Annotated in this window: 23 protein-coding genes; 9 read left to right on the top strand and 14 right to left on the bottom strand. The window is 36.2% G+C overall.

What is annotated here, in order from left to right; translation table 11 throughout:
* Window positions 1-171: 171 nt before the first annotated feature.
* The 5 genes from G6N06_RS20135 to G6N06_RS10485 are packed head-to-tail and all read right to left on the bottom strand — an operon-like array spanning window position 172 to window position 5531.
* Complete coding sequence (locus G6N06_RS20135) at window positions 172-366, bottom strand: GldL-related protein (protein WP_250069633.1); 195 nt, start codon at window positions 364-366, stop codon at window positions 172-174.
* Complete coding sequence (locus G6N06_RS10500) at window positions 366-1319, bottom strand: AAA family ATPase (protein WP_163516628.1); 954 nt, start codon at window positions 1317-1319, stop codon at window positions 366-368. The genes G6N06_RS20135 and G6N06_RS10500 overlap by 1 nt, the downstream gene beginning before the upstream one ends.
* Window position 1320: 1 nt before the next feature.
* Window positions 1321-2751, bottom strand: a complete 1431-nt coding sequence (locus tag G6N06_RS10495) for a peptidylprolyl isomerase (RefSeq protein WP_308469753.1) — start codon at window positions 2749-2751, stop codon at window positions 1321-1323.
* Window positions 2735-3589: a peptidyl-prolyl cis-trans isomerase gene (locus tag G6N06_RS10490; protein ID WP_240338037.1), complete on the bottom strand. Its 855-nt coding sequence runs from the start codon at window positions 3587-3589 to the stop codon at window positions 2735-2737. Before G6N06_RS10490 ends, G6N06_RS10495 begins: the two co-directional genes overlap by 17 nt.
* Complete coding sequence (locus tag G6N06_RS10485; protein ID WP_163516624.1) at window positions 3582-5531, bottom strand: peptidylprolyl isomerase; 1950 nt, start codon at window positions 5529-5531, stop codon at window positions 3582-3584. The genes G6N06_RS10490 and G6N06_RS10485 overlap by 8 nt, the downstream gene beginning before the upstream one ends.
* 345 nt (window positions 5532-5876) lie before the next feature.
* Between G6N06_RS10485 and G6N06_RS10480 the strand changes: the two genes are divergently transcribed.
* Both G6N06_RS10480 and G6N06_RS10475 read left to right on the top strand, forming a co-directional pair.
* On the top strand, window positions 5877-6332 hold the full coding sequence (locus G6N06_RS10480) for an SRPBCC family protein (RefSeq protein WP_163516622.1): 456 nt from the start codon (window positions 5877-5879) through the stop codon (window positions 6330-6332).
* Entirely contained in the window at window positions 6325-6558 is a 234-nt protein-coding gene (locus G6N06_RS10475; protein WP_163516620.1) for a hypothetical protein, read from the top strand. The genes G6N06_RS10480 and G6N06_RS10475 overlap by 8 nt, the downstream gene beginning before the upstream one ends.
* 536 nt (window positions 6559-7094) lie before the next feature.
* Here the strand turns inward: G6N06_RS10475 and G6N06_RS10470 are convergent.
* Window positions 7095-8027, bottom strand: a complete 933-nt coding sequence (locus tag G6N06_RS10470) for a peptidylprolyl isomerase (protein WP_163516618.1) — start codon at window positions 8025-8027, stop codon at window positions 7095-7097.
* A 246-nt stretch (window positions 8028-8273) separates the two neighbouring features.
* Here G6N06_RS10470 and azu point away from each other — a divergent pair, with 246 nt between their 5' ends.
* The 3 genes from azu to G6N06_RS20130 all read left to right on the top strand — a co-directional run bounded on the left by azu (window position 8274) and on the right by G6N06_RS20130 (window position 10478).
* Window positions 8274-8774: an azurin gene (gene azu / locus G6N06_RS10465; protein ID WP_163516616.1), complete on the top strand. Its 501-nt coding sequence runs from the start codon at window positions 8274-8276 to the stop codon at window positions 8772-8774.
* 275 nt (window positions 8775-9049) lie between these two features.
* Window positions 9050-9736, top strand: coding sequence for a cell division ATP-binding protein FtsE (locus G6N06_RS10460; RefSeq protein WP_163516614.1), 687 nt, complete (start codon window positions 9050-9052; stop codon window positions 9734-9736).
* 313 nt (window positions 9737-10049) lie between these two features.
* Complete coding sequence (locus tag G6N06_RS20130) at window positions 10050-10478, top strand: methyltransferase domain-containing protein (RefSeq protein ID WP_323028214.1); 429 nt, start codon at window positions 10050-10052, stop codon at window positions 10476-10478.
* Here the strand turns inward: G6N06_RS20130 and G6N06_RS10450 are convergent.
* Window positions 10467-12059, bottom strand: a complete 1593-nt coding sequence (locus tag G6N06_RS10450) for a right-handed parallel beta-helix repeat-containing protein (RefSeq protein WP_163516612.1) — start codon at window positions 12057-12059, stop codon at window positions 10467-10469. The two genes, G6N06_RS20130 and G6N06_RS10450, sit on opposite strands and share 12 nt — an antisense overlap.
* 475 nt (window positions 12060-12534) lie before the next feature.
* On the opposite strand from G6N06_RS10450, the gene G6N06_RS10445 reads away from it, so the two are divergent.
* Together G6N06_RS10445 and G6N06_RS10440 are read left to right on the top strand one after the other, a co-directional pair.
* Complete coding sequence (locus tag G6N06_RS10445; protein WP_163516610.1) at window positions 12535-13428, top strand: glycosyltransferase family 2 protein; 894 nt, start codon at window positions 12535-12537, stop codon at window positions 13426-13428.
* Complete coding sequence (locus tag G6N06_RS10440) at window positions 13429-14358, top strand: glycosyltransferase family 2 protein (protein ID WP_163516608.1); 930 nt, start codon at window positions 13429-13431, stop codon at window positions 14356-14358.
* Here the strand turns inward: G6N06_RS10440 and G6N06_RS10435 are convergent.
* Together G6N06_RS10435 and G6N06_RS10430 are read right to left on the bottom strand one after the other, a co-directional pair.
* Window positions 14341-14739, bottom strand: coding sequence for a sugar 3,4-ketoisomerase (locus G6N06_RS10435; protein ID WP_163516606.1), 399 nt, complete (start codon window positions 14737-14739; stop codon window positions 14341-14343). The two genes, G6N06_RS10440 and G6N06_RS10435, sit on opposite strands and share 18 nt — an antisense overlap.
* Window positions 14736-15830 carry a glycosyltransferase gene (locus G6N06_RS10430; RefSeq protein WP_163516604.1) on the bottom strand — a complete coding sequence of 365 codons (1095 nt, stop codon included), beginning with the start codon at window positions 15828-15830 and terminating at the stop codon, window positions 14736-14738. Before G6N06_RS10430 ends, G6N06_RS10435 begins: the two co-directional genes overlap by 4 nt.
* A 53-nt stretch (window positions 15831-15883) precedes the next feature.
* Between G6N06_RS10430 and G6N06_RS10425 the strand changes: the two genes are divergently transcribed.
* Together G6N06_RS10425 and G6N06_RS10420 are read left to right on the top strand one after the other, a co-directional pair.
* The gene (locus G6N06_RS10425; RefSeq protein WP_163516602.1) at window positions 15884-17026 is read left to right on the top strand and encodes a glycosyltransferase; all 1143 of its coding nucleotides are present in this window, start codon (window positions 15884-15886) and stop codon (window positions 17024-17026) included.
* Window positions 17027-17034: 8 nt separating this feature from the next.
* Window positions 17035-17862 (top strand): glycosyltransferase, encoded by an 828-nt coding sequence (locus tag G6N06_RS10420; RefSeq protein WP_163516600.1) that lies wholly within the window; start codon window positions 17035-17037, stop codon window positions 17860-17862.
* 312 nt (window positions 17863-18174) lie between these two features.
* Here the strand turns inward: G6N06_RS10420 and G6N06_RS10415 are convergent, their stop codons facing one another.
* The 5 genes from G6N06_RS10415 to G6N06_RS10395 are packed head-to-tail and all read right to left on the bottom strand — an operon-like array spanning window position 18175 to window position 23497.
* On the bottom strand, window positions 18175-18750 hold the full coding sequence (locus G6N06_RS10415; protein ID WP_163516598.1) for an acyltransferase: 576 nt from the start codon (window positions 18748-18750) through the stop codon (window positions 18175-18177).
* Window positions 18747-20045: an O-antigen translocase gene (locus G6N06_RS10410; protein ID WP_163516596.1), complete on the bottom strand. Its 1299-nt coding sequence runs from the start codon at window positions 20043-20045 to the stop codon at window positions 18747-18749. The genes G6N06_RS10415 and G6N06_RS10410 overlap by 4 nt, the downstream gene beginning before the upstream one ends.
* A gap of 24 nt (window positions 20046-20069) precedes the next feature.
* Entirely contained in the window at window positions 20070-21374 is a 1305-nt protein-coding gene (locus G6N06_RS10405) for an O-antigen translocase (RefSeq protein WP_163516594.1), read from the bottom strand.
* Window positions 21375-22499: a DegT/DnrJ/EryC1/StrS family aminotransferase gene (locus G6N06_RS10400; protein ID WP_163516592.1), complete on the bottom strand. Its 1125-nt coding sequence runs from the start codon at window positions 22497-22499 to the stop codon at window positions 21375-21377.
* Window positions 22496-23497 (bottom strand): GNAT family N-acetyltransferase, encoded by a 1002-nt coding sequence (locus G6N06_RS10395; RefSeq protein WP_240338036.1) that lies wholly within the window; start codon window positions 23495-23497, stop codon window positions 22496-22498. Before G6N06_RS10395 ends, G6N06_RS10400 begins: the two co-directional genes overlap by 4 nt.
* Window positions 23498-23511 lie beyond the last annotated feature (14 nt).

Below are 23511 nucleotides of genomic sequence, written 5' to 3'. Positions count from 1 at the left end.
ACTAAACACTTTCCTGAAAAGTACTTCAAGCAGTCAGCAATCACAATTTAATCAGAGCTTATAAAGATAGTTAGCCATCGGAATAGGCTGAAGTATATTCAACAATAGATTTTTTATTTTGGGTGAAGATGAAAATATATTAATGTTAAACTGGTGCGCTGAAAAACTCAACTACTTTTTCAATCTATAAATCTTGATAAGCTTTAGTATGATCATAACCAAAGAAATAACTTCAAGAGCCATTCCGGCAATTAACAATTCTACCGCAAGCTGCCAGTGCATTATTTTGAACAGACTCCCCAAAAGGATCAACACAAAACCAGATAGCAGGAAAATAAGTGGTAAGATAAAAATTTTTAAATTCATTAAAACAAACTTTTTATAATTTGTTCATCTGTAATTCCCTCAGCTTCTGCCTTATAGTTTTTAATGATTCTATGTCTGAGAATCCCGTTGGCCACCGCTTGGACATTTTCGATATCTGGAGAAAACTTACCGTTAATAGCGGCATGTGTTTTGGCTGCCAAAATTAGATTCTGAGAAGCTCTTGGTCCCGCGCCCCAATCGACAAACTCTTTTACCAATCCTGTAGCTGAAGAATCCTTTGGACGAGTTTTAGCAACCATGGATACGGCATATTCAATAACATTGTCTGCTACTGGAATACGACGGATCAAATTTTGGAAATCACTGATTTCCTGGGCCGAATATAACGAATTGACCGTCGATTTTATATCAGTAGTTGTTGATTTGACGACTTGAACCTCTTCATCAAAAGAAGGATATTCTAAGTAGATAGCAAACATAAAACGATCCAACTGTGCCTCTGGCAAAGGATAGGTTCCCTCTTGTTCAATTGGATTTTGAGTTGCCAATACAAAATAAGGCAAACTTAGCTGGTAATGGTGACCCGCCACAGTAACCGAGCGTTCCTGCATAGCTTCCAGCAAGGCAGCTTGCGTTTTGGGTGGAGTTCTATTGATCTCATCCGCTAAAATAATATTGGCAAAGATGGGACCTTTGATAAACTTAAACTGTCTGTTCTCGTCTAAAATTTCACTACCAAGAATATCACTTGGCATTAAGTCTGGTGTAAATTGGATACGCTTGAAATCAAGCCCTAAAGCTTGGGCAATAGTATTGACCATTAATGTTTTTGCCAACCCCGGAACGCCAATCAGCAGGGCATGGCCGCCAGAAAATATTGAAATCAGGATTTGGTTGACCACCTCATCCTGCCCTACAATTACTTTGGCAATTTCAATCTTTAAAGCTTTATATTTTTTTACAAACTGTTCTACCGCAGCAACGTCAGACATACTATTCCTTTTTTAACCAATTACTTTCAAACTCACAATTTCTGTATTCGCCATTAATATTGATATAGGTGTCCATCACTTTCTCATTGACCCATTTTTCAATGGCCTTGAATTGTTTATCTTGCTCTGTCAAGTTTTTAATTTTCAGATAATCTTTGGCAAAATCGGCTTCATGGCCATCTACTCTGTCCGTAACGGTCAAAAGTTTAAATTTAATCGGATTGATTCGGTCTTCATCCTGAAGCACCAAACTGACTTCATTATCCTTCAGACTTTCAATTTGTGTATAAAGTTCTGGATCCATCTTGGTCAATTCAAAACTGTAATCCTGTGTACGAGGATTTATCAACTGTCCGCCGTCATTTCGAGTTTCTTCTTCGTCACTAAACTCTCTTGCCGCCTGTGCAAACGAAATTTCGCCATCCACTATACGCTTACGGATCAGATCGATCTTTTCCTTAGCTTCCTTTATGGCTGTCGGAGTGACCTCTGGACGCATTAAGATGTGCCGAACATCATACTCCTGTCCCCTTATTTTTTCCAAATAAATAATATGAAATCCAAAGTCTGTTTCAAATGGGTCAGAGACTTCACCTTCCTGCAGAGAAAATGCAACATCTCTAAATTCCTTCACCATTTGCGGGCGCTTTCTGTTCAGAGTATATAAACCTCCCGTTCTACGTGAGGCCACATCATCAGAATACAAAACAACTTTAGAGGTAAAACTCGCGCCTCTTTCAACCACATCTTCCTTAAACTCCTTCAGTTTATCAATAACCTTCTGCTTTTCAGCATCAGAAATTTTAGGAATGACTACAATTTGAGCGACTTTTAATTCCGTTCCAAAAAACGGACGCTCATCTTTAGGAATGTCGTTAAAGTACTGTCGTACTTCTTCTGGAGTTACCTCAATATCAGCAACGATTTTCTCTTTCATCCGACCTGCAAGTTGCTGGCTTTTGTTGATTTCAAACATCTCTTCACGCAAACTTTCTTCGGTATCTTTGTTATAGAATTTGAGCATTCTTGGCAAACTGCCATCCATTTGCTCCAATATATAATCAAACTGTTGATCAACCTGAGAACGAATCTCCAAATCATTGACCACAATACTATCTTGAACAGCATGGTGTGCATATAATTTGTCTTCGAGTAATTTTCCAAACAATTGGCAACGGGTAGGCATATCAGATTTAGATACTCCTGAAGCCTCCAACTGTGCAAATTGCTTATCAAGATCTGAATCCAAAACAATATAATCACCTACGACAGCGACTACACCATCTACTTTGATCCGCTTTTGTGCCGTCGTGTCTTTAACTATTTCCTTTTCTACAACACCTTCTTCAATGACTTCCTGTGCGGAAGCAAAGGCATAGGAGAATAGAACAATTAAGCTTAGTGAAAGCTTAAGATTAGTTGTAAATTTCAAATTGATTGTTTTTAATAGCATCTTTTGTAATATCTTTTTCAAATTGCTTGATGAGTTCCAGTTTTCTACGATTGAGTATGATCTGATTGACCGTAGGTCTTACATATTCTAACGGCGCGTAATCATTTTGCTGTAGGACGTCATTAATTTGGATCAAATATAGTCCTAATGAATCTTTGAGTTGTATATAATTAGATTTTTTTAACAGTTCTTTTTTGTTATCAGCATTCACAACTGGAATTTTCTGAGCGACTTGGGCAGCCCTGATCCAGATGGAGTCATTTAAAAAATATGACCTGAATTGAATCCCTAATGAGTCAAGGTATTGTTGATCGTCTTGCTCAAATCTCTTAAATCGTTTTTCAACCTCCTCCTTATTGAGCGCGTTTTGAGAGATGTTGATATATCTTAACTTCACCAGCTCTTCATTAAGTTTAAAGGACTCCTTGTTATTTTCGTAAACCTTTAGTGCCTCAGATAAGGAAACGGCAGTATCTATATTTCTTTTGACCAAGGTTTCCACGTAGGCTTTAGTGTACAAATCATTCCGATATTGATTGACCAATTTATTGTATTCGTTCTGTATGTTTTCAGGCAAGTTTCTTTTGGCACCATCAACCAACAATAACTGTGTCGCCCATCGGGTTATATAACCATTGACCAATAGCGTGCTGTCTTCCACTGAAGTTCCTTCAGCCACCAAATTTTCAATATCTTCTTTATAGAGATAAGATTCGCCAACTCTTGCAATAGGTGTCCGATCATCAGTCTGCTTGAAAAATTGGCAAGAGACCAAAAAACTACAATTGACCAGTATAAGGACTATTTTTTTAATCAATTTTGGGTTGGATTTGAGATTTTACTTTTTGTAAAATGTCAGCATTTACCTCAACTTCATAACGCTCATTGAGCGCCTCCAACCAATTGGCTTCCAGCGTGTTTTGATAATCACTAATAATTTTACCTTTCGCCTCGTCAAAGGTCTTATTTGTTTTTGGGAGCAAGGCATTGACTTTTACTACATGATACGCCCCGTTATGACGATAAACTCTAGAAACTCCTGTCCTTAAAATCCCATCTTGAGGCAAGCTTGGATCATTTGAAAGCCTGATTCCTGTGGTAAACATAACTTTTTGCTCCTTATCTGTGTTCATTTCTTTGCTGATATCTTCTGGCGATTGGCCTCTCCTCAAAAGTCTGGCCACGGTTTTGATATCATTTTCCTTAGCTCCGGAAGCGATGACCACATCGACCCGATCTTCCCAAAAATAATTGTCTTTATGCTTCGTATAATATTTCTGCAAACCGATAGTATCGGACGCCGCGGCATTCCACACTTCCTTTTCCATAAGATCGAACAAGAGCAGGCCGTCTCTGTATTCCTTTAATATTTGTGCAAAGTCTTCGTTAACAAATTCTAAATTATCTTTATGGTACTTTAAAATCTCATCCTCTTCAAAGTTTTTATATTCTTTATCAATAACTGTTCTAAAAGGCATCTTTTGGCCTGCATATACTTTTTGAATGTTCATTAAGCGCTTCCCAAAATCTTCGTATCTTAAAGTGTCCTCTTCAATGGTCAATATCACCTGATCTTTTTCAAAGTTTTTTGGCAAGGTCCAGGCAGATGAGAAAAAATCAGAATTCAAAATAGATTCAAAATAACCCCTAGCGTTAGGATTTACAACAATTCTATAATCTTCCTTTAAATCATTTGCCAGAGTGGCATTGATCAGACTGGAACGCGAATCGCGCAAAATTTTATTTTCAATATCGTACTTTACGTCTTCGAAAGGTGGCACACCTTTTTTATCCAATAGTTTGACAATATGCCAACCGTAGTTGGTTTTAAACGGTTCTGAAACATCACCAATAGCATTCATAGTAAAGGCCACCTTCTCAAATTCAGGAGCGCTTAATTGCCCGCCTGTAAACGGCGCTAATATCCCTCCATTGTTTGCCGAACTCTTATCGTCAGAGAATTGTTTGGCCAAGGACTCAAAGTCCTCTCCCTGTTTTAATTTCTTATAGATTTCATGAATTCGTTTTTCGGGATCAGATAAACTGTCCTTATCGTTGGCCGTAACCATAATGTGGGCTACAGTCACCTCACCTAGTGACCGTCTTTTATCTTCCACGTTGACAATATGGTAACCGAAACGTGTTCTAAATGGCATTGAAACATCGCCAGGCTTTGTCTTATATGCTGCATTCTCAAACTCATAGACCATTTTAAAAGCGGTAAAATAACCTAACTCTTCAGCAAAAACAGTTTTCCCATCGTGCACCTCAGTTTTGACCTTTTCAAAACCTTCCTTGATGATTCGATCACGTAATTTTAATAATTTTTCGTAAACCTTTAAGGTATCTATTTCGTTTTCATCAAGACGGACTAAAACATGAGAAGCCTTTACATCATAGCCCATGCGGTCATAAGCTTCCTTCACCAAGCCCTCTGTAACCTTTGAATCCGAGAGATAGTTTTTCACCAACTGATCCTTATAGGATGAAAACTCCCTGATATATTTAATGTCCTGATCCAATCCCATTCGCTTGGCTTCTTTGACCTTTAATTGATAATTCACAAAAAGATTGAGATAACCATCAATATCCTTCTGGCTTTCATCTTTTACCAAATCGAGGTTTTTATTATAAACCCTTATAAACTCCTCTGCCTTAATGGGTTCGTCATCAATGGTAAACAATACGTCTTCAGGAGACACTTGTGCATTTGCAAAGGCAGTTAGCCAAAGCAATAGTAAACTGATATTTAACTTCATTATGCTAATTTGATATCTTCATTTTAAAATACGGCTGTTCCATCGACTTTTGAAAGGGCAGCCACATCTTTTTGTTAAAAAACGGAATGACAATGTTGCAAAAATAATACAATTAGTGCATTAAACAAGTTGCTTTTTTCAAACGAAACACAACCTAGTTTAGTATAACCATAGGCATATAATAAAAATCAATTCAAGAATTGACAATACAGATTTATCATAAAAAAAAACTTTTAGAGCAAATAAATAACATCTCAGCAGTTTTTTTAACCGTTAAACATAAGGACACATATTTTTTTTAGAAACCAATGTATCTTTATTATAACTTTTTCATCCCTTTAATCAATGAAATATACGCTAAACATCCTAATTGAAGCTCCTTTAGAGGTTTGTGCCAAAAAGTTTAGCATAACAGAAAACATGATCCATTGGCATCGCGGTCTGGTTTCAGTAGAGCACTTATCTGGCACCCCAAGTCATCTTGGTGCAAAAATGAAATTGCATTACGAGATTGGAGAATTCAAGCTAGAACAGGTTGAAACCATCACTCATGTCAACTTCCCCAATGAGATCCATTGCTCCTACGCCACACAAGACATGGAGCATCTCCAAGACAACTTTTTTACGGCCACTTCACAAAACCAAACGCAATGGGTAAGTGTAAATGAGTGTATGCCACTAAATTTTAACATGCGCATGAAACTATGGTTAACACCCAAAATATTTAAGAAACAATCATTGCTGGCCATGAAAGATTTTAAGAACTTTGTGGAAAAGGGAATTTCCGTTGCAGATGCGTAAACTAAAATTAATATGGGACTTTAAAGGTCCAGAAGGTATTAAGATTGCAGAACACCATGCTATCCATTTAAATGAGTATATCGAAGCCGAAAACTACAAGAACCTTACTACCGGTTTTGAAGCGCTCAATGAGTTTCATGCGATAGCATTTATAATCACTCCAGAGGAACAGATGAGGCCACTAAGAGATGCCTTAAAACCGCATCGTGGACAGGTTGCAGAGTAAGGTTTTAGACTCCATAACCCTTAAATTAATGTTTATGGACAATTGAGTTTTAAAATTCCGTAACCTTAAATCAATTGATCAAAAACCAACATCGCAAACATCTATTCTTTTAGCTATGAGCTTATCTTATTGGGATTCAAATTAAGAGACTTTTAGCAAAAAGCATAAATTTTCAACCTAATCCTCAAGTCGATTGAGTGAAGACAAAACAAAAAAGTCCCATTAAAAAACGAGACTTTTTTATCTTAAACTTTGACTTAAGCGTTATTAATTATCGGCCATGTGATGTCTTAACTGTATTTTTTAGTTCCAAAATTAAATTCAAAACAAAAACATCTGTCGCTATTCAGTAATGAGCAGTATAAACGATTCACAGAAATTTTTGAGAAAAAAGCTGGTTCTTTGAGACACTTCGATCATAACTCAGTATAAGCGATTCACACAACTTTTAAAAAAAAGTTGGTTCTCTGAGATACTTCGACCAAAGCTCAGTATAAGCGATTCACACAACTTTTAAAAAAAAGTTGGTTCACTGCTTACTTTACATCCATTAACTCCACATCAAAAACCAAGATAGCATTTGGAGGAATCACGCCACCCGCACCTTGTGCTCCATAACCTAAATCACTTGGAATGACCAATCGTGCCTTATCACCTACCTGCAACAAGCAAATACCTTCATCCCATCCAGAAATCACCTGACCAACGCCCACTTGAAAATCTAAAGGTTGGTTCCGTTTGTATGAAGAGTCAAAAACGGTTCCATCGGCCAACTGCCCTTTGTAGTGAACAGAAACCATTTTGCCTTTTTTAGCTGCTTTTCCGTTGCCTTTGTTAATTATTTTATATCGCAATCCACTATTTGTCTGCTCAAACCCAGCGGCTAATTTATCAAGCTCAGCTGCTTTTGCTTTGCGTTCTTCTGCAATGCGTTTTTCTCTCGATCCTTCAAATGTTCTAAACGCTTCAACAGCGTTAAAATCTTGGGCATCTTTACCTTGTCTGACGATCTCCAATTTCTCAATGACATCACCTTGCACAATGGCATCAACCACATCCTGACCCTCAACAACGTTTCCAAAAACCGTATGCTTGTCATCCAACCAAGGGGTGGCAATATGCGTAATAAAGAATTGGCTTCCGTTAGACCCTGGTCCAGAATTGGCCATAGACAAAACACCTGGCGCATCATGTCTTAAATCCTGATGAAACTCATCGTCAAACTTGTAACCTGGATTTCCTGTTCCAGTACCTTGTGGACAACCGCCCTGAATCATAAAATCAGGAATCACACGATGAAATTTCAATCCATCATAAAAAGGTTGCCCTTGTGCCTTTACAGAATTTTCTAAATCTCCCTCTGCCAAGGCTACAAAATTACCTACCGTCCCTGGTGTTTTTTTGTATTCTAAATTCACTAAAATATCACCTTTGTTAGTGATGAACTTCGCATATAAACCGTCTTGCATTATTTCTTGTTTTTATTTAAGGCTGCAAAGATACAAATTGATTTGGAAATTTTGAGAAATGAGTTCGGAGTTCTAAGTTCTAAGTTCGGAGTTCGGAGTTCGGAGTTCTAAGTTTCGAAACAATAACCGAAGACATTCCAATTCACCCGTTTTTGACAATGCTTTTAAAAAAATGACTCGAATGATTTTGCTATCCTATAAATAGCAGTTAATTTTGCAATAAATAAATTTAAATTCTAAATAACAATGAAAAAGTTAATCTTAGTATTTTTAGTAGCCCTTGCATTTAGCTGTGGCGACAAGAAAAAAGAAACACCTGTTACAACAACTGATACAAAAGTTGAGAAGAAAGCACCAGCTGAAGATCCGAATGTTGCTGTTTTAACCATTGAGGGTAATGATCAAATGCAATTTAACAAAAAAGAACTTAAAGTTAAAGCAGGTCAAAAAGTGAAACTTACTTTAAAGCACGTTGGTAAAATGGATATACAAGTCATGGGGCATAACTGGGCATTACTTACCCAAGATGCTGATGTTGCTACTGTAGGAAACGCTGCTGCATTGGCAAAAGACAACGATTATATCCCAGCTGATATGACAGACAAATTTATTGTACACACAAAAATGATAGGTGGTGGTGAAAGCACTACTATAGAGTTTGACGCTCCAGCCCCAGGAACATACACTTATATGTGTACTTTCCCAGGCCACTACGCCTTGATGCAAGGAAAACTTATCGTGGAATAATAAAACACGAGCCAACCTAAGTGAGTATTTTATTATGAAGACTTAGGAATCATTTAAATTTAAAGTGCGCATATTGCACTTCTATGGAAAAGGCCGCAGACAATTGCGGCTTTTTTTATTCCTCTTCAATCCTCATAATTTTTGTAGAGCCTAATTGTGTCGGAAGCCACTCTTGGAAGAATCCCGTATTTACATGGTACGACTCATTTTTAAAATATTTGATATTTGATTATTTTAATAATACATTTACCACTCTTAAAAACTCATCCATAAAAATGTCTCAAACTGTTTTAGAATTAAAAGATGTCTCCATATTTCAGGGAGATAGCATGGTGTTGTCTGAAGTTAACGTTGAAATGAAAAAAGGCGATTTCGTATATCTCATTGGTAAAACAGGTAGTGGTAAAAGTAGTTTTATGAAAACGCTTTATGGAGACCTTGAACTGAGCAAAGGTGAAGGCCATGTTGTAGATTTCGATTTGCGCACTTTAAAAGAGAAAGACATTCCGTTTTTAAGACGAAAGTTGGGAATTGTTTTCCAGGATTTTAAATTGTTGCCGGACAGAACCGTGAATGGCAATTTGGAATTTGTATTGAAAGCTACCGGTTGGAAAGACAAAAACAAAATCAAGGAACGTGTTGAAAAAGTTCTCGATAAGGTAGCCATGAAAACCAAAGGCTTTAAATTTCCACATGAGCTTTCGGGCGGCGAACAACAGCGTATTGCCATTGCAAGAGCATTATTGAATGACCCCGAACTTATTTTGGCCGATGAACCTACCGGAAATCTAGATCCGCAAACCAGTATTGAAGTCATGGAGGTCCTACGTGAAATCAACAAAAATGGCAATACCATTTTAATGGCCACCCATGATTATGCACTTCTGTTACGTTACCCGAGCAAAACCCTGAAATGTGACGAAAATAAGGTTTTTGAAGTGGTCCAACGTAAAGGCAATTAAGATGTATCATGGTTTAAAAAAAATCGCAAAAGCCTTCATTCCTCAAAAATTTCTCTTTAAGTACGAATTTCTTTTCAGATGGTTTATTGCCATCAAATACTTGGGAAATAACCACCACTGCAACATCTGCAAAACAAAGCTCAACCGATTCATAAAACTGGAGTCCGATGATTTACTTTGTCCAGCCTGTGGAAGTAGAAGCAGGACGCGAAGATTATATAATTTACTTTTAAAGGACAACGCTTTTAAAGGCAATGTGCTACACTTTTCGCCATCGAGAAGCTTATACAGAGTTTTAAAAAAAATAAAATCCATGAACTATTTCAGCACGGATTTTGAAAATGAATTTTTGGCTGATTATTCCATCGACATTAGAAAAATCGACTTTGAGGATTCATATTTTAACACCATTATTTCCTATCATATCCTTGAACATATAGAAGAAGATATTGTAGCAATGGAAGAATTGATTCGAGTTTTGAAACCAAATGGAATCTGTTATATACAAACTCCATTTAAGGATGGCGCTATATACGAAGATGCATCAAAAACTTCAGAGTCACAGCGTATAGAAGCTTTTGGCCAGAAAGATCATGTTCGTATTTATTCCGTCAAAGGATTAAAAGAACGCTTGGAGCAGGTTGGTTTTGAAGTGTCGGTGACAACGTTTACACCACAAAAAGAGGACGTATTTGTAGGCTACCAATCTCCAGAAACAATTTTAATTGCCTCAAAACCCTAACCAACCAATCAAGCGTTTGAAAAAAGTCCGTGTGCCAGTAGAAGCTTCTCCACTTTGAAATTCAATAATAAACACCCCAAAATTCGTAGGAGTTTTTTGTGCAACGTCATTGTGCAAAGGATATTCCAACTCTGTCAATCCAAGTGGAAAGTTAATTTGACCAGACTCATTTAACGATCCTGAAAGTATAACTTTATTCGGATTTTCCGCATCATAAATTTTATAAGCCATTCCCTTTTTAAGTAAGTATCTCGAAAAATCAACAGCTACTTCAATCGTATTTTTATTCATCAAGACAACTTTATAGGTCCCTTGTCGATTGTCGTACGCAACAATATTTTCATAGGGCTTAAAGTCGGCATTTTTGATAAGGCTCCACGTACTGTTAGCATCCAACTGAAAGTTCTTTTGCCAATCGGCCATTCTGTAATCTTTATGCTTGAGGACTCTAAAACCATCCGAGCGTCGAGTGTAGTAAGTGTTGTAATCAAAGTTCCAGTTTTTATGGTTTTCCAAGGCGTAAGGATACAAATGCACATTCCCTGTGTATATGATATTATTTTTAAAAGTCAGAGATTCAGCAAACAAGATGTTCAACCCATTATTTTTGCCAACAATCAGATTATTTTCAATAACAACATTCTTTACTGGTGCATTTCTATTCCAACCCAAATTCAGAGACGTGCCATCTCCAAAATTATTTTTATCTTCAAAATCAATATTATGATAGAGCACATTATTTTTTAAGGTGATATTTTTTGCAACATTGATTCCCTCATTATCATCGGATGCAATGATCACATTCCCTTTAAACGTCTTAGACGGCGAGCCATTGTTAAAAACGGCATTATCTGCCATTTGCACGTTTTTTACAAATTCAAATTTGGATCCTGAGGTTGCCGACCAAATTTCGACCCCCTTGTAGTAGTTGTTAAAAATAATATTATTGGTGATCTCTCTAATCTTTTCAGTTTGATTTTGAACATACAAACCTACCCCACTACCCCTAGATTTAGACATATAACCATTGTTATAAATCATGCACCCTTCTATTTTTGATCCTCCGGTCAATTTCCACGAACCCATGCCGGAACCAGGCATGTTATGGATTTTAAGATTAATAAACTGGCAGTCTTCACCAGAAATATGGTTGATACCGGTAATTCCCTTAAAATTTCCATCAGTGCTATCCCTTGAAAAATCACCCAAGCAGGTCACCTCAAAATCCTTGAAAATCACTTGTTTCCCTCTAACCTCCAACACATAACCTTTATTATTTGGGATATTTCCATTTAAAACCACCTTATCTGAATTAAAAGCGGATACAGTCACAAAAGACTTGGTCACGGTGCTTTCCAATGTACTCACAAATTGCCCCGTATAAACACCTTCATGCAACCAAATTGTGTCGCCACCATTAACCTGATCGGCTTTTTGACTCAACGCAGTTTGCAAATCCCACGGATTGGAGACACTCCCATCGCCTGATGGTTTTCCATTTGGAAATACGTGAAATTCCCTTTGGGCATTGACAATTGAAACACAGAGAAGCCCGAAAAGTAAGAGGTAAATATTTTTCATAAAACAAAAAAATACAATTATTATACCATTTAAGAAGATTAGTATTTAATTTACCAATTACTTCGTTTTCTACTTATATATATTGAAGATTCTTACCTATGCCTTTCTTAAAATATTCTGAGCAACATTCGGAAATGCGCATCAAGGACTAAAATGACGTTTGCAACAGCATCTTCTGGCTGCGCCCTGAATTTGTTCGCATAAAACTTATAGCTATGTTTTAACGGCGAGTCACTAAAATAATAGGTATCCACAAAAAAACATGCAATTTTAGATCAGGCATTTTTATAAACGATTGTTTGTGCTTTTTACCCTTTTTTTATTTTTCTCATAGATATGTTATAAACTCCCATTTAACCCGAGAATTTTCATAGATTTACTCCAGCTAGGAATTGATACAATATTAAGTTTTGGTGCTAAAGACCTTCTCAAAGCCTTCAAAAAAATGTATTTTTAAATCTCTTATTCATTTTAAATGATTTCGGTATTAATTCCTGTATACAATTATAACATCATCCCTTTGGTTAAAGATCTCCATCGGCAACTTACAGAAGCTGGAATTGTCTTTGAGATTTTAGCTCATGATGATGGCTCTACCAACCAAGCCATTATTGAGTCCAACCAATCTATTAATAATTTAGAATACACCTCTTACCATATTTTAAATCAGAACATAGGCCGAAGTGCGGTTCGAAATCTATTGGCGAAGGATGCAAGTTTTGAGTGGTTGTTATTTCTAGATGCTGATGTCTTACCAAAAAACAGAAATTTCATCCCCAAATACCTACGATCAATTAAGGTAAACTCAGAAGTTATTTATGGTGGCATTTTATATTCTGAAGAAAAACCAGACCAAACTAATTTACTGCGCTGGATATATGGCAACAAACGTGAGGTGCTTTCTTCAGAAGAGCGAAATAAGAATACGTATATAGCGTTTTTAACCTTAAATTTTCTAATTCATAAAAGTGTGTTTTCCAAAGTATCTTTTAATGAGAACATACCCAATTTAAGACATGAGGACACCCTCTTTTCTTATAACTTGAAGTTAAAAAACATAAACGTAGAACATATTGAAAACCCAACATACCATTTAGGCCTGGAAGACAGCAAGCAATTTCTCAAGAAATCCATGGAGTCGGTTGATGCCTTGTTCTTGCTTTTAAAACAAGGGCTTATTCCAGAGGATTACACCAAAATATCACGAATCTTTTTCAAGCTCAAAAGACTCGGACTTCATTATGTATTAGCTATAATTTATAAGTTATTCAGAAACAATTTTAAGAGGAATTTACTTTCTAGCAAACCCTCATTATTCATTTTTGATTTCTGCAGATTAGGTTACCTTTGCACTCTTTACATACAATAAATGTCGTTTTTCTCCATAATCATTTCGCTTTACAATAAAGAAAAGCATATCAAGGCCACAATAGAAAGTGTGTTGGCACAAACTTTCGAGGACTTTGAAGTTATTGTAGTCAATGACGGTTCAACTGATGGAAGTGAGGCTGTGGTAAATTCAATTTCAGACCCTAGAATCAAGTATTTTAAACAAGACAATAGAGGCGCCTCCTCAGCTAGAAACGCGGCCATCTCAAAAGCAAGTGGACCGTATCTAGCACTTTTGGATGCCGACGACATTTGGCAAGAAAACTATCTTGAAACCATAAAGCAGCTTATTAAATCCCATCCTGACCATCATGTATTTGCCACCGCAGTAAATATAGAAACATCAAATGGTGTTATCCGTTCAGTTTACTCTATCAAAGATATCAGAGACAAAGACATCTATATCGTTGATTATTTTGAATCAAGTTATATCAATACAGTGTTGACTAGCTCTAGCACTGTTGTCCACCAGAGTGTTTTCGACAGAGTTGGCACTTACGATACTTCCCTAAAAAGTGGACAGGACACAGATTTGTGGATACGTATTGGATTAGACTACAAAATTGTTTTTATTAATAAAGTGCTTGTCACCTATCGCTATGCTAAAAGGAGTCTTTCCAATAGAACCAAGCGTGCGGATAAGCCTAGGTTTGATAATTATGTACAATTTGAATCCGTCAATCCAGGTTTGAAAAAATTTATAGACTTGAATCGATTTTCGATGGCCATTTTATCGAAATTGGAAAATGATCCCACTAGTTTTAAAAGATTTGAAAAAGAGATCGATTATAACAATTTGAATAAAAAACAGCAGTTTTTATTAAAACAACCAACCAGTGTGATTCGGTGTTTACATTTTTTCAAAAAACGAATGCAGCATTTAGGGATTCATTTAAGTGCTTTTAAATAGTTTGAATTCCTTATAATCCCTTATATAATCTGCTTCATCAAACGTATCAGAGGCCAATACCAAACAAACGGCCCCGGAGGAAAAGTTATCGAGTTCACGCCACATCATCGTAGGAACGAGCAAGCCCTTATTGGGCTGGTTCAACATGATTCTTCGAGTTTCAAAACCATCGTCCAAAACCACTTCAAAACTACCGCTCAAGGCAATCAATAACTCGCTCTGTTCTTTGTGGGCATGTGCTCCCCGATAGGCCCCGGTTGGCACATCGTATAAATAATACACTCTTTTTATTTCGAACGGAATACACTCTTTTTCTATAACGGCGAGATTCCCTCTTGTATCTTCAATTTTGGGGATGGTTATAAGTTCTACTCTTTTCATGACTTTAAGATATTTGACCATTGCTCTCCAATGATTTTTTGATTAAGATGGGCTACGCTTTGTTTGCTGTTTGACTTACATGTGTTGTAGATATCCGTATCCAACAAAAACCGGTCAAAAGCTTGGGCTAATGCTTTAGGGTTATGATTTTCCACTAATAGTCCGTTTTTTTCGTGATCAACGATTTCTGATGGTCCACTTTTACACTTTACTGAAATGACGGGGGTTCCCACAGAAAGCGCTTCTATCAAAACCATCGGAAATCCTTCATATCGACTGGTCAATACCAAAAATAAGCTGTCTTTTAACATGAAATAAATGTTGGCCGTAAAAGGAAGTATTTTGATCTGATTTTGGAGCTTATACGAATTGATTTTTTGCTGCACTAAATCCTTGTCATCCCCATCTCCTACTATATAAAGTCGAACCCCGTTATTAGGCAATTGTGATTGATTATACGCCGCAATCAACAACGACAAATTCTTCACCTTTTCATCTATTCGGCCCAAGAAAAGGATATAAGGCTGCTGAATTTCATTTCCATTTTGTTGTTTCTTGAAACTCTCAACTGAATTATAAATGGTCAGTGCATTTTGTGTCTTGAATTCTGAATTGATCCTTTCAGAAATGGCCTTAGATACTCCAATAATTTTATGGGATCTCTTAATCATTGATTTTGCCATCCAATTGTTCTTGGTTAGGTAATTTTCAAGTTTCCAACTGTGAACGATATAAATGAACTTTAGGTTTAGATATACATAATTCAAATAAATCCATTCTATCACTACTGAACGTCTCGCTCGGGTATCGATGATATAATCGAAATTTTCCTTTATTAGATATTTTCTTAATTTTTGGGTGCGACGAAGCCGTTTCCATGGCGTATCAGAACCTGTTTTATCCACTCCTAAATTAAAAAGTTTTCCTTTGAATTCATAGTCGATGACATCATTGAGCAACACAATATGCACGTCAAAACCCTCGTCATGGAGCATCTTGGTTAAAATAGCAGTCGAACGCTCAGCTCCTCCTTTAGCCAAAGAAATAGACACCAAACATATTTTTAATTTAGGTTCTGCCAAAGAATCCATTGCTATCAACTACTTTTATTTTGATTAAGTTTACAAAATCAAATATACAATTAATGAACATTCTTTTAATTGGTGAATACAGCCGTTTGCACAATTCCTTAAAAGAAGGATTGATCAAACTAGGACATAACGTTATACTAGTTGGTACAGAGGATGGATTCAAACAGTTTCCTGTGGATTACAATTACGGCGCATCAATTTTCTCTCGACCTAAATTAAAATTATTCTCAATACTGATCAACCGACTGACAGGTTTAAATTTACAACAAATTGAGTCCGCTATTAGGTTTTACAGACTCTTACCAAAACTAAAGGAATTTGACACCGTACAACTGATTAACGAAAACAGCATTAAAACAAATGCGACGCTCGAAATTTGGCTACTTAAAAAGATAATTAAAAACAATAAAAAAATGTTCTTGCTTTCGTGCGGAATAGATCATTTAAGTGTCAAATATGCCTATGATAAGAAGTTCAAATATTCAATCTTAACACCATATCATGAAAACCCAAATTTAAAAGAATACTATAAATTCATTTTTTTGAAACTTCAGAGACCTGCTATCAAACTACATGATTTTATTTTTAAACATGTAAACGGCGTTCTTGCTTCAGATATTGATTACCATTTACCCTTACTCAACCATCCAAAATACCTGGGACTCGTTCCAAATCCAATAAATTACAACAAAATAGAATTCATCCCTTTGTCTATGACCAATAAAATCATCATTTTTCATGGGGTCAATTCACAAAACTACATTAAAAAAGGAAATGTGTTCTTTGACGAGGCCATTGAGATAATTAAGAATAAATTCCCAGATAAAGTCAAAGTGATAAGAACCGAGGATATCCCATATAATGATTATATAAAGGTTTATGATGCTTGTCATATTCTCTTAGATCAGGTTTATGCTTACGACCAAGGTTATAATGCATTAGAGGCAATGGCAAAGGGCAAAGTGGTATTTACTGGTGCTGAACAAGAATGGTTAGACTATTACAATATAGAAGCTGATACTGTTGCAATCAATGCATTGCCAGACGCAAATAAAATTTCAGCAAAATTGGAGTGGCTGATTTTAAATCCTGAAAACATATTGAAAATATCAAAAAATGCTCGCGCATTTATCGAAAAGGAACATGATTATATTACTATTGCCCAAAAGTATCTTGAAGTTTGGAAACCTAATTAAAAATCAAAATGAAACATTTTTTAATAACACGTTTCAATCTTAAAAATGAACATTGGAAACACACCAAAAGTGGTCAACAGGTCATTACAGAAGAATGGCTCCATGAGCGGTTCAGATTATTTGAAACCTACTGCTTTCCCTCTGTAGAAAACCAAACCAATCAAAAATTTTATTGGTGCATTCTTTTCGATACTCAAACACCTTCCGTCTATAAAGAAAAAATTGAGCACATTGCGACTAAAGGCACTAATATATATCCTTTATTTATTGATGGATTTAAGTCTTTACAAAGCGCATTGATTGAATTTATAACCTCACAGCTAAACAAAAACGATAAGTACATCATTACCACACGATTGGACAATGACGACATCATCCTTAAGGATTTTATTGATACGATCCAATCCTTGTCAGTGGAAAAGGATAAAACTATTATCGATTTAATTGAAGGGTATCAAGTCAGTATTAACAATAAAGAGACAGATTTGAGAGCTTACAGGTCACAATATAATCCGTTTATAAGCTTAGTGGAATCCGTTCGAGATTTTAAAACTGTGATTTCAAAAGATCATAATGATTGGAAATCACTTGATAACATCATAACGTATGATTCTAAGCCTATGTGGATTCAATTAATCCATAAGGGGAATCTCACCAATGATAAAATAAAAGCTCTAAAAAAAGTTTCCAACCTACACATAGAAGAATTTGGATTAGATAAATTGACGTTTGACAACCCTAACAGCTCCATAGTACTTTACAATACCTTGATGATCCCTTATCGATTTTATTATCGAACTAAAATCTATTTAAAAGAGAGGTTGCTCGGTAAATAATTTTATACCATAAGTTATTTATCTCTTAGAGTCATATCTTCTTGTACAGAAAAAAATTACAATAATCACTTAACATAAGAGTTGACTACTAACCTGATCCAATAAGTGTTCATCATGGACATCAGACATAACAGCACTATAAACCAATTCCAACTTCACCCACCAACATCGCCATTGCATCTGAAAAACTATTTTTGTTGATTGAACATCCTGAAAAGATTTTATGATTTCCAAAAATACAAGAACGCTTTTTGGTCGGAATCATGAATATAAAAATATTGCAAAACAGTATCTTGACTCCTGGAGCAAAAACTAAGTGAGGTCTTTTAGTATTTTTGCAGGAGAACCACCAATGACCACATTGGCTGGAAAGCTTTGTAAGACCATTGCTCCTGCGGCTACCACACTATTTTCACCAATGGTGACTCCTTTTAAAATGGTCACGTTGTTACCAATAAAAACATTTCTCTCAATGATCACCTTTTCGGGATTTGGATCAGTGTTCTTCCGATTTGTTTGATCCAAGTCATGAAAATTACTGTCGTATATGGCACAGTTTAAGCCTATAAGAACGTCATCATGAATAGCAACTCCCAATTCAGAAACGACTGTAAATTGATTGTTGATACTCACATTATGACCAAAACTAATACTTGAATTTTCTGTACGAGCCTCAATATAAGCATAGGTGTTATAAAACATAGGTGAATTTACAACCCCAAATTGAACATTCTGACCGAAAACCACCTGTCCTTTACCTTTAATAACTACAGGTTGAACTGCCCTATATTTTCCGTTGATTTGCCCATTAGTAGAAGCCATTCTGTAATATATTCTTTTCAAATACATCACCAATTCAACATATTTTGATTTTAGACTCTGGCTCATATTTCAAAATTTTGTTTGCTAAACAACAGCTTCTTAAAAACAGTGGCAATAACAATCAGATGAAGAGCGAAGTTAACAAAATGCGCAATAACGGCTCCCTTTGCCCCATAAATATCAATAAAATAAATGCTGGCAAGATATAAAGTAATGAGAGAAAACAACTCAATTCCAATATAGTATGAGACCATTTTTTTAGCGATCAATTGATACGCAATAACAGAGGCAATCACTCTTAAGAAATCGCCCAATAACTGCCACATAAAAAGATCTTCAACCGGTTGGAATTCGTTGGTAAATAAGATGGTAACTATATATGATCTCAAAAAATAGATGACCACCAAAGCCGTTCCGAAAACGGGAAGCACGGTTTTATAAAAATGACCGATCTCTTTTCTGAAATCGAAGGCGTTTGTTATTTCTGAAAATCGGGGTAAAATATATAAGGCCAGTAAGGAGTTCACAAACATCAGATAATAATTGGAAATTCGTCGTATAGCTTCCCAAAATCCAGCATCTTTCATACTGACATGGTCAATCAAATAATTTCTGATAAATACAAAAACCAAAGGCATGACCGCTGCAGAAAACAGGGCCATTACAGAATAATGACTGAAGTTTTTAAGAACGTTCTGTTTGATTCCCGACAATTTGACGGGCTTTAAAAATTGTCTAATATCAAAAAAACTGAACAAAGTGACAAAAAACAACAATCCTGGAATCGCTACAGCTGCTATCAATGCACCATTCAATTGATGCTTCCAGATCAATAGCAAGGTCACTAAGAGCCCAAAAACCTGGCTGTAAATATTGATTTTAACGAAAGCTTTGTATCTAGAAAGTCCGTTGATTATTGCCAGCAATACTAAATTCATCCCATAAAAAGGGAGCATAAGGGCTAAAAGCTTTATTATAAAAACATACGATTCCTGGGAACCAAAAATCCAAACGTCTATAGTTTCAGCATTAAAATAGATGATCAAGGAAATGACGAGTACAGTTATCAGAAGTGTAGTCAAGACCGTACCCACAGCTTCATTAAGTTTGGCTTTATCTTCTTTGTACTCGGCAACATATTTAACGATGCCGTTTGTAAAGCCCAATGTGGAGAACGACTCGACTGTGGTGAGAAAATTTCTTAAATTTCCGATTAAAGCCAATCCCTCCGCTCCAATAAAAACAGCAATTGCCTTTGACGTAAGGAACCCAGCCACCACTTTTGTTAAAACAGCAACAGAGTTAAATGATGCTATTTTGAGAAGCAGGTTACTGTTGATATATTGGAATATTCTTTTCAATATCAATATATGTTTTGGTATGCGTTAGTCGTCGTTGGTATTGGCAATCACTCCAAAAAGCGAACTTCCAAATATCAATAAAATAATGCCATAATGCATCAAATAGCTCACAAAATGGCCCATGACTGCACCTTTGACACCAAAAATATCAATCAAATAAACACTGGACAAATACATGATGATCACCAAAAAGACTTCAATAATAATAAAATGCGTAAACATTTTTTTAGCGATAAACTGATAGGCAATCACTATGGATAATACTTTTACAAAATCGCCCAGCAGCTGCCATAAAAACAAATCCTCGGTCGGTTTAAAGGCTTCTGAAAACATGAGCGGCACCAAAAAAGAGCGCAACAAATAGATGATGACCAGCCCCATTCCAAATATAGGCATAGCGGTTTTATAGAAATTGAAGACTTCCATCCTAAATTCTTTTTTGCTCTCGATCTCACTAAATCTCGGTAAAAAATATAGGGTCATTAACGAATTGATAAACATGAGATAGTAATCCGAAATGCGCTGCATGGCTTCCCAATGCCCAGCTTCCTTTATCCCAACCTCATCAATTATATAGTTCCTGATGACAATGGATACCATCGGAATGGCAATGGCAGTCACCAAGGCCATCGTAGCAAATGGTGCAAATTTTTTCAACACCCCAAGCGTAACGTTCGATATTCTCACCGACGACACCAGGCTGCGCTGGTTGACAAAGCCGATAAAAGTAATCAGAAAAATAAGTGAAGGTGCAATGACCGCCGCAATCATGGCCCCATCAATATTATATTGATAGATTAAAATCAGGGTAATTGAAAGGCCTAAAATCTGACCAATTATATTGATGATCAGTAAAATTTTATACTTTGAGAAACCGTTCATTATAGCAAAGCTAAACATGTTCAGGGCGTAGAACGGTAGTGCCAGAGCCATGATCTTAATGATGTAGGCATAATTATAATGAGTCGCAAATAAGAAATCATTAATGGATTCTGCATTATAATAACTCAAAAAAGCAATCAGTAAGGTAGAGAAAAAACCTAAATAATATGCCGTTGATAAGGTCTGACTTAGTTTTAAAACATCATTTTTAACCTCTGATATCGATTTGACCAATCCATTATAAACTCCTAAAATGGAGAAGGAATGGATAGCCCCTAAGAAATTCCTGAGATTACCTATAAGCGCCATACCTTCCACCCCTATAAAAATAGCAATAGCCTTAGAGGTCAGAATACCGGCAACAATTTTTGTGATTATGGTTGCCGTATTGAGATTGGCCACCTTAAACAACACGTGTTCATTGATATAATTATTGAATTTACCCACTTAATAAGCGTTTAAAACGTTAACAACTGTGGATATTTCAGCATCCGTCATGACTGGACTCATAGGAATACTGACGATGGTTTTATGGATCTCTTCCGTAATAGGATATAAGTTTTTGCTAAACATTGACAAAGCATTTTGTTGGTGGGGCGGAATTGGATAATGGATCAAAAACCCAATATTACGGGATTGCAAATAGGTTTCAAAATCAACACGATCATCAACTCGTATAACAAACAGGTGAAACACATGATCCAACCCACCACTATAAAACGGCAGGGTCAACTTTCTATTTTCAATCTCTTGAAGATAGCGTTTTGCAATTGCTCGGCGTTTAGCATTGTCCTCATCAAGGTGTTTTAATTTGACATTCAAGAATGTTGCCTGGAGTTCATCCAACCGACTGTTAACGCCTATCATCTCATTCACGTACTTCTCTGAGCTGCCATAATTACGCATCGCTTTGATGGTTTCTGCCAAATCCCTGTCATTGGTGGTGACCGCTCCTGCATCTCCCAGAGCGCCTAGATTCTTCGTTGGATAAAAACTAAATGCAGCTGCGTCACCCAAGTTTCCAGCTTTCCTAAACTTTGAACTTTGAGCTTCAAACCTTGAACCATCTATCGCACCATGCGCCTGTGCCGCATCTTCTATGACCAGCAACCTCTTAGACTTTGCAATGGCATTTATCGCATCCATATCTGCCAACTGACCATAGAGATGTACCACCAGTATGGCTTTTGTGCTTGGGTTAAGTCGTTCAATTAATTCTTCAGCAGAAATATTATAAGTATCAAGTTTAGGTTCAACCAAAATTGGTCTTAAACCAGCATTGATAATAGAAAGAATGGAAGCGATATAAGTATTGGCCGGGACGATGACTTCATCATCAACTTGCAGCCTTCCCAAGTGGATATAACTTTTAAAAACCAAGGTCAAGGCATCCAATCCGTTGGCTGTACCTATACAGAATTCAGTGCCACAATACGCTGCAAAATCGGCTTCAAACCGCTCCACCTCGCTTCCTAGAATATAATAACCTGAATCGAGAAAATTCTTAAACCGCTCTTGAAATTCCTTATCAAAACGTGCATTAATTTTATGGAGATCTAAAAATTTTATCATTTGAGAACCGTTTTCAATGCATTATAGTTTTTAGTTTCAATTTTAAAAAAATCTTGAGTCCTCGTTCTGGCACCAAAACCTTCTTTCCAGAATTGAAGTCCTGTGTTAATGTTTCTCCCTCCATTCTCATTGGACGCGCCAAAATCAAAATAACGCTTGTTGGCATAAACAGTAGTGATCAAATAGTTGTGTAAAGCATCCAAACTTCCTAAAGTATTTTTATCTTTATTTCCAGAAATATATTGACAATGAGCCACGTGTTTAGTCTCAAATATTGTGGCGCCAGCGACCACACTCTTTTCATGATACACGTTGAATTGCTTAATGTTTTTAGGAAATCTCTGCTTTAAATATAAGATCTCTTCTAATGAATGAACAGGATTTACCTTATGTTTTTCGTTCAAATTAGGTTTTAGAATCCGTTCCCAAAACGCTTCAAAATCATCATCATTTTCAATCCTTAACCCATGTTTTTCTGCGCGTTTGATACCCTCTACTCTACTGCCTGAGAATTTTAGCTTGTTTAGATTATCAATTACTGAAAGCGTGTCCCTTCGTATCAATTCGGCATTTAGGATAAAATTTAAATAATGAATTTCATCGGAGGGAATTTGATGATAAATGGACGGCATTTCCTTTATATATAGGGTACTGATGTTCTGTTCATGCAAAAATTTCAACAGCATTTCAAAACTGTGCAATACGTTTTTAAACCTGATATTTTTTGGCAATACCAATCCGCCATAAGTCAATCCTTGGTGCGAATGAAGTTCATTTCCTTTTCGGTTGGCAGGCAATAAAGCCACCAATTTCTCTTTCTGATACACCATCAAGGAAAAATCTTCAAACCGATCCTGATGATATTCCATAAAATCACGGTGGAATAAAAACGTTGCATTTTTAGAATTGGATACAAAAGCATTCCATGCCTTATTTTTTAATGGGCAATACCGAATGACTTTAAAATTGGAGTTGATATGTTGCTCTTTTTCTTTCAAGAAAAGTAATACTT

Source organism: Gelidibacter japonicus, assembly GCF_010725055.1.
GTDB lineage: Bacteria > Bacteroidota > Bacteroidia > Flavobacteriales > Flavobacteriaceae > Gelidibacter > Gelidibacter japonicus.
The sequence above is the reverse complement of the archived record's forward strand: the minus strand, read 5'-3'. Positions and strand labels throughout refer to the sequence as shown.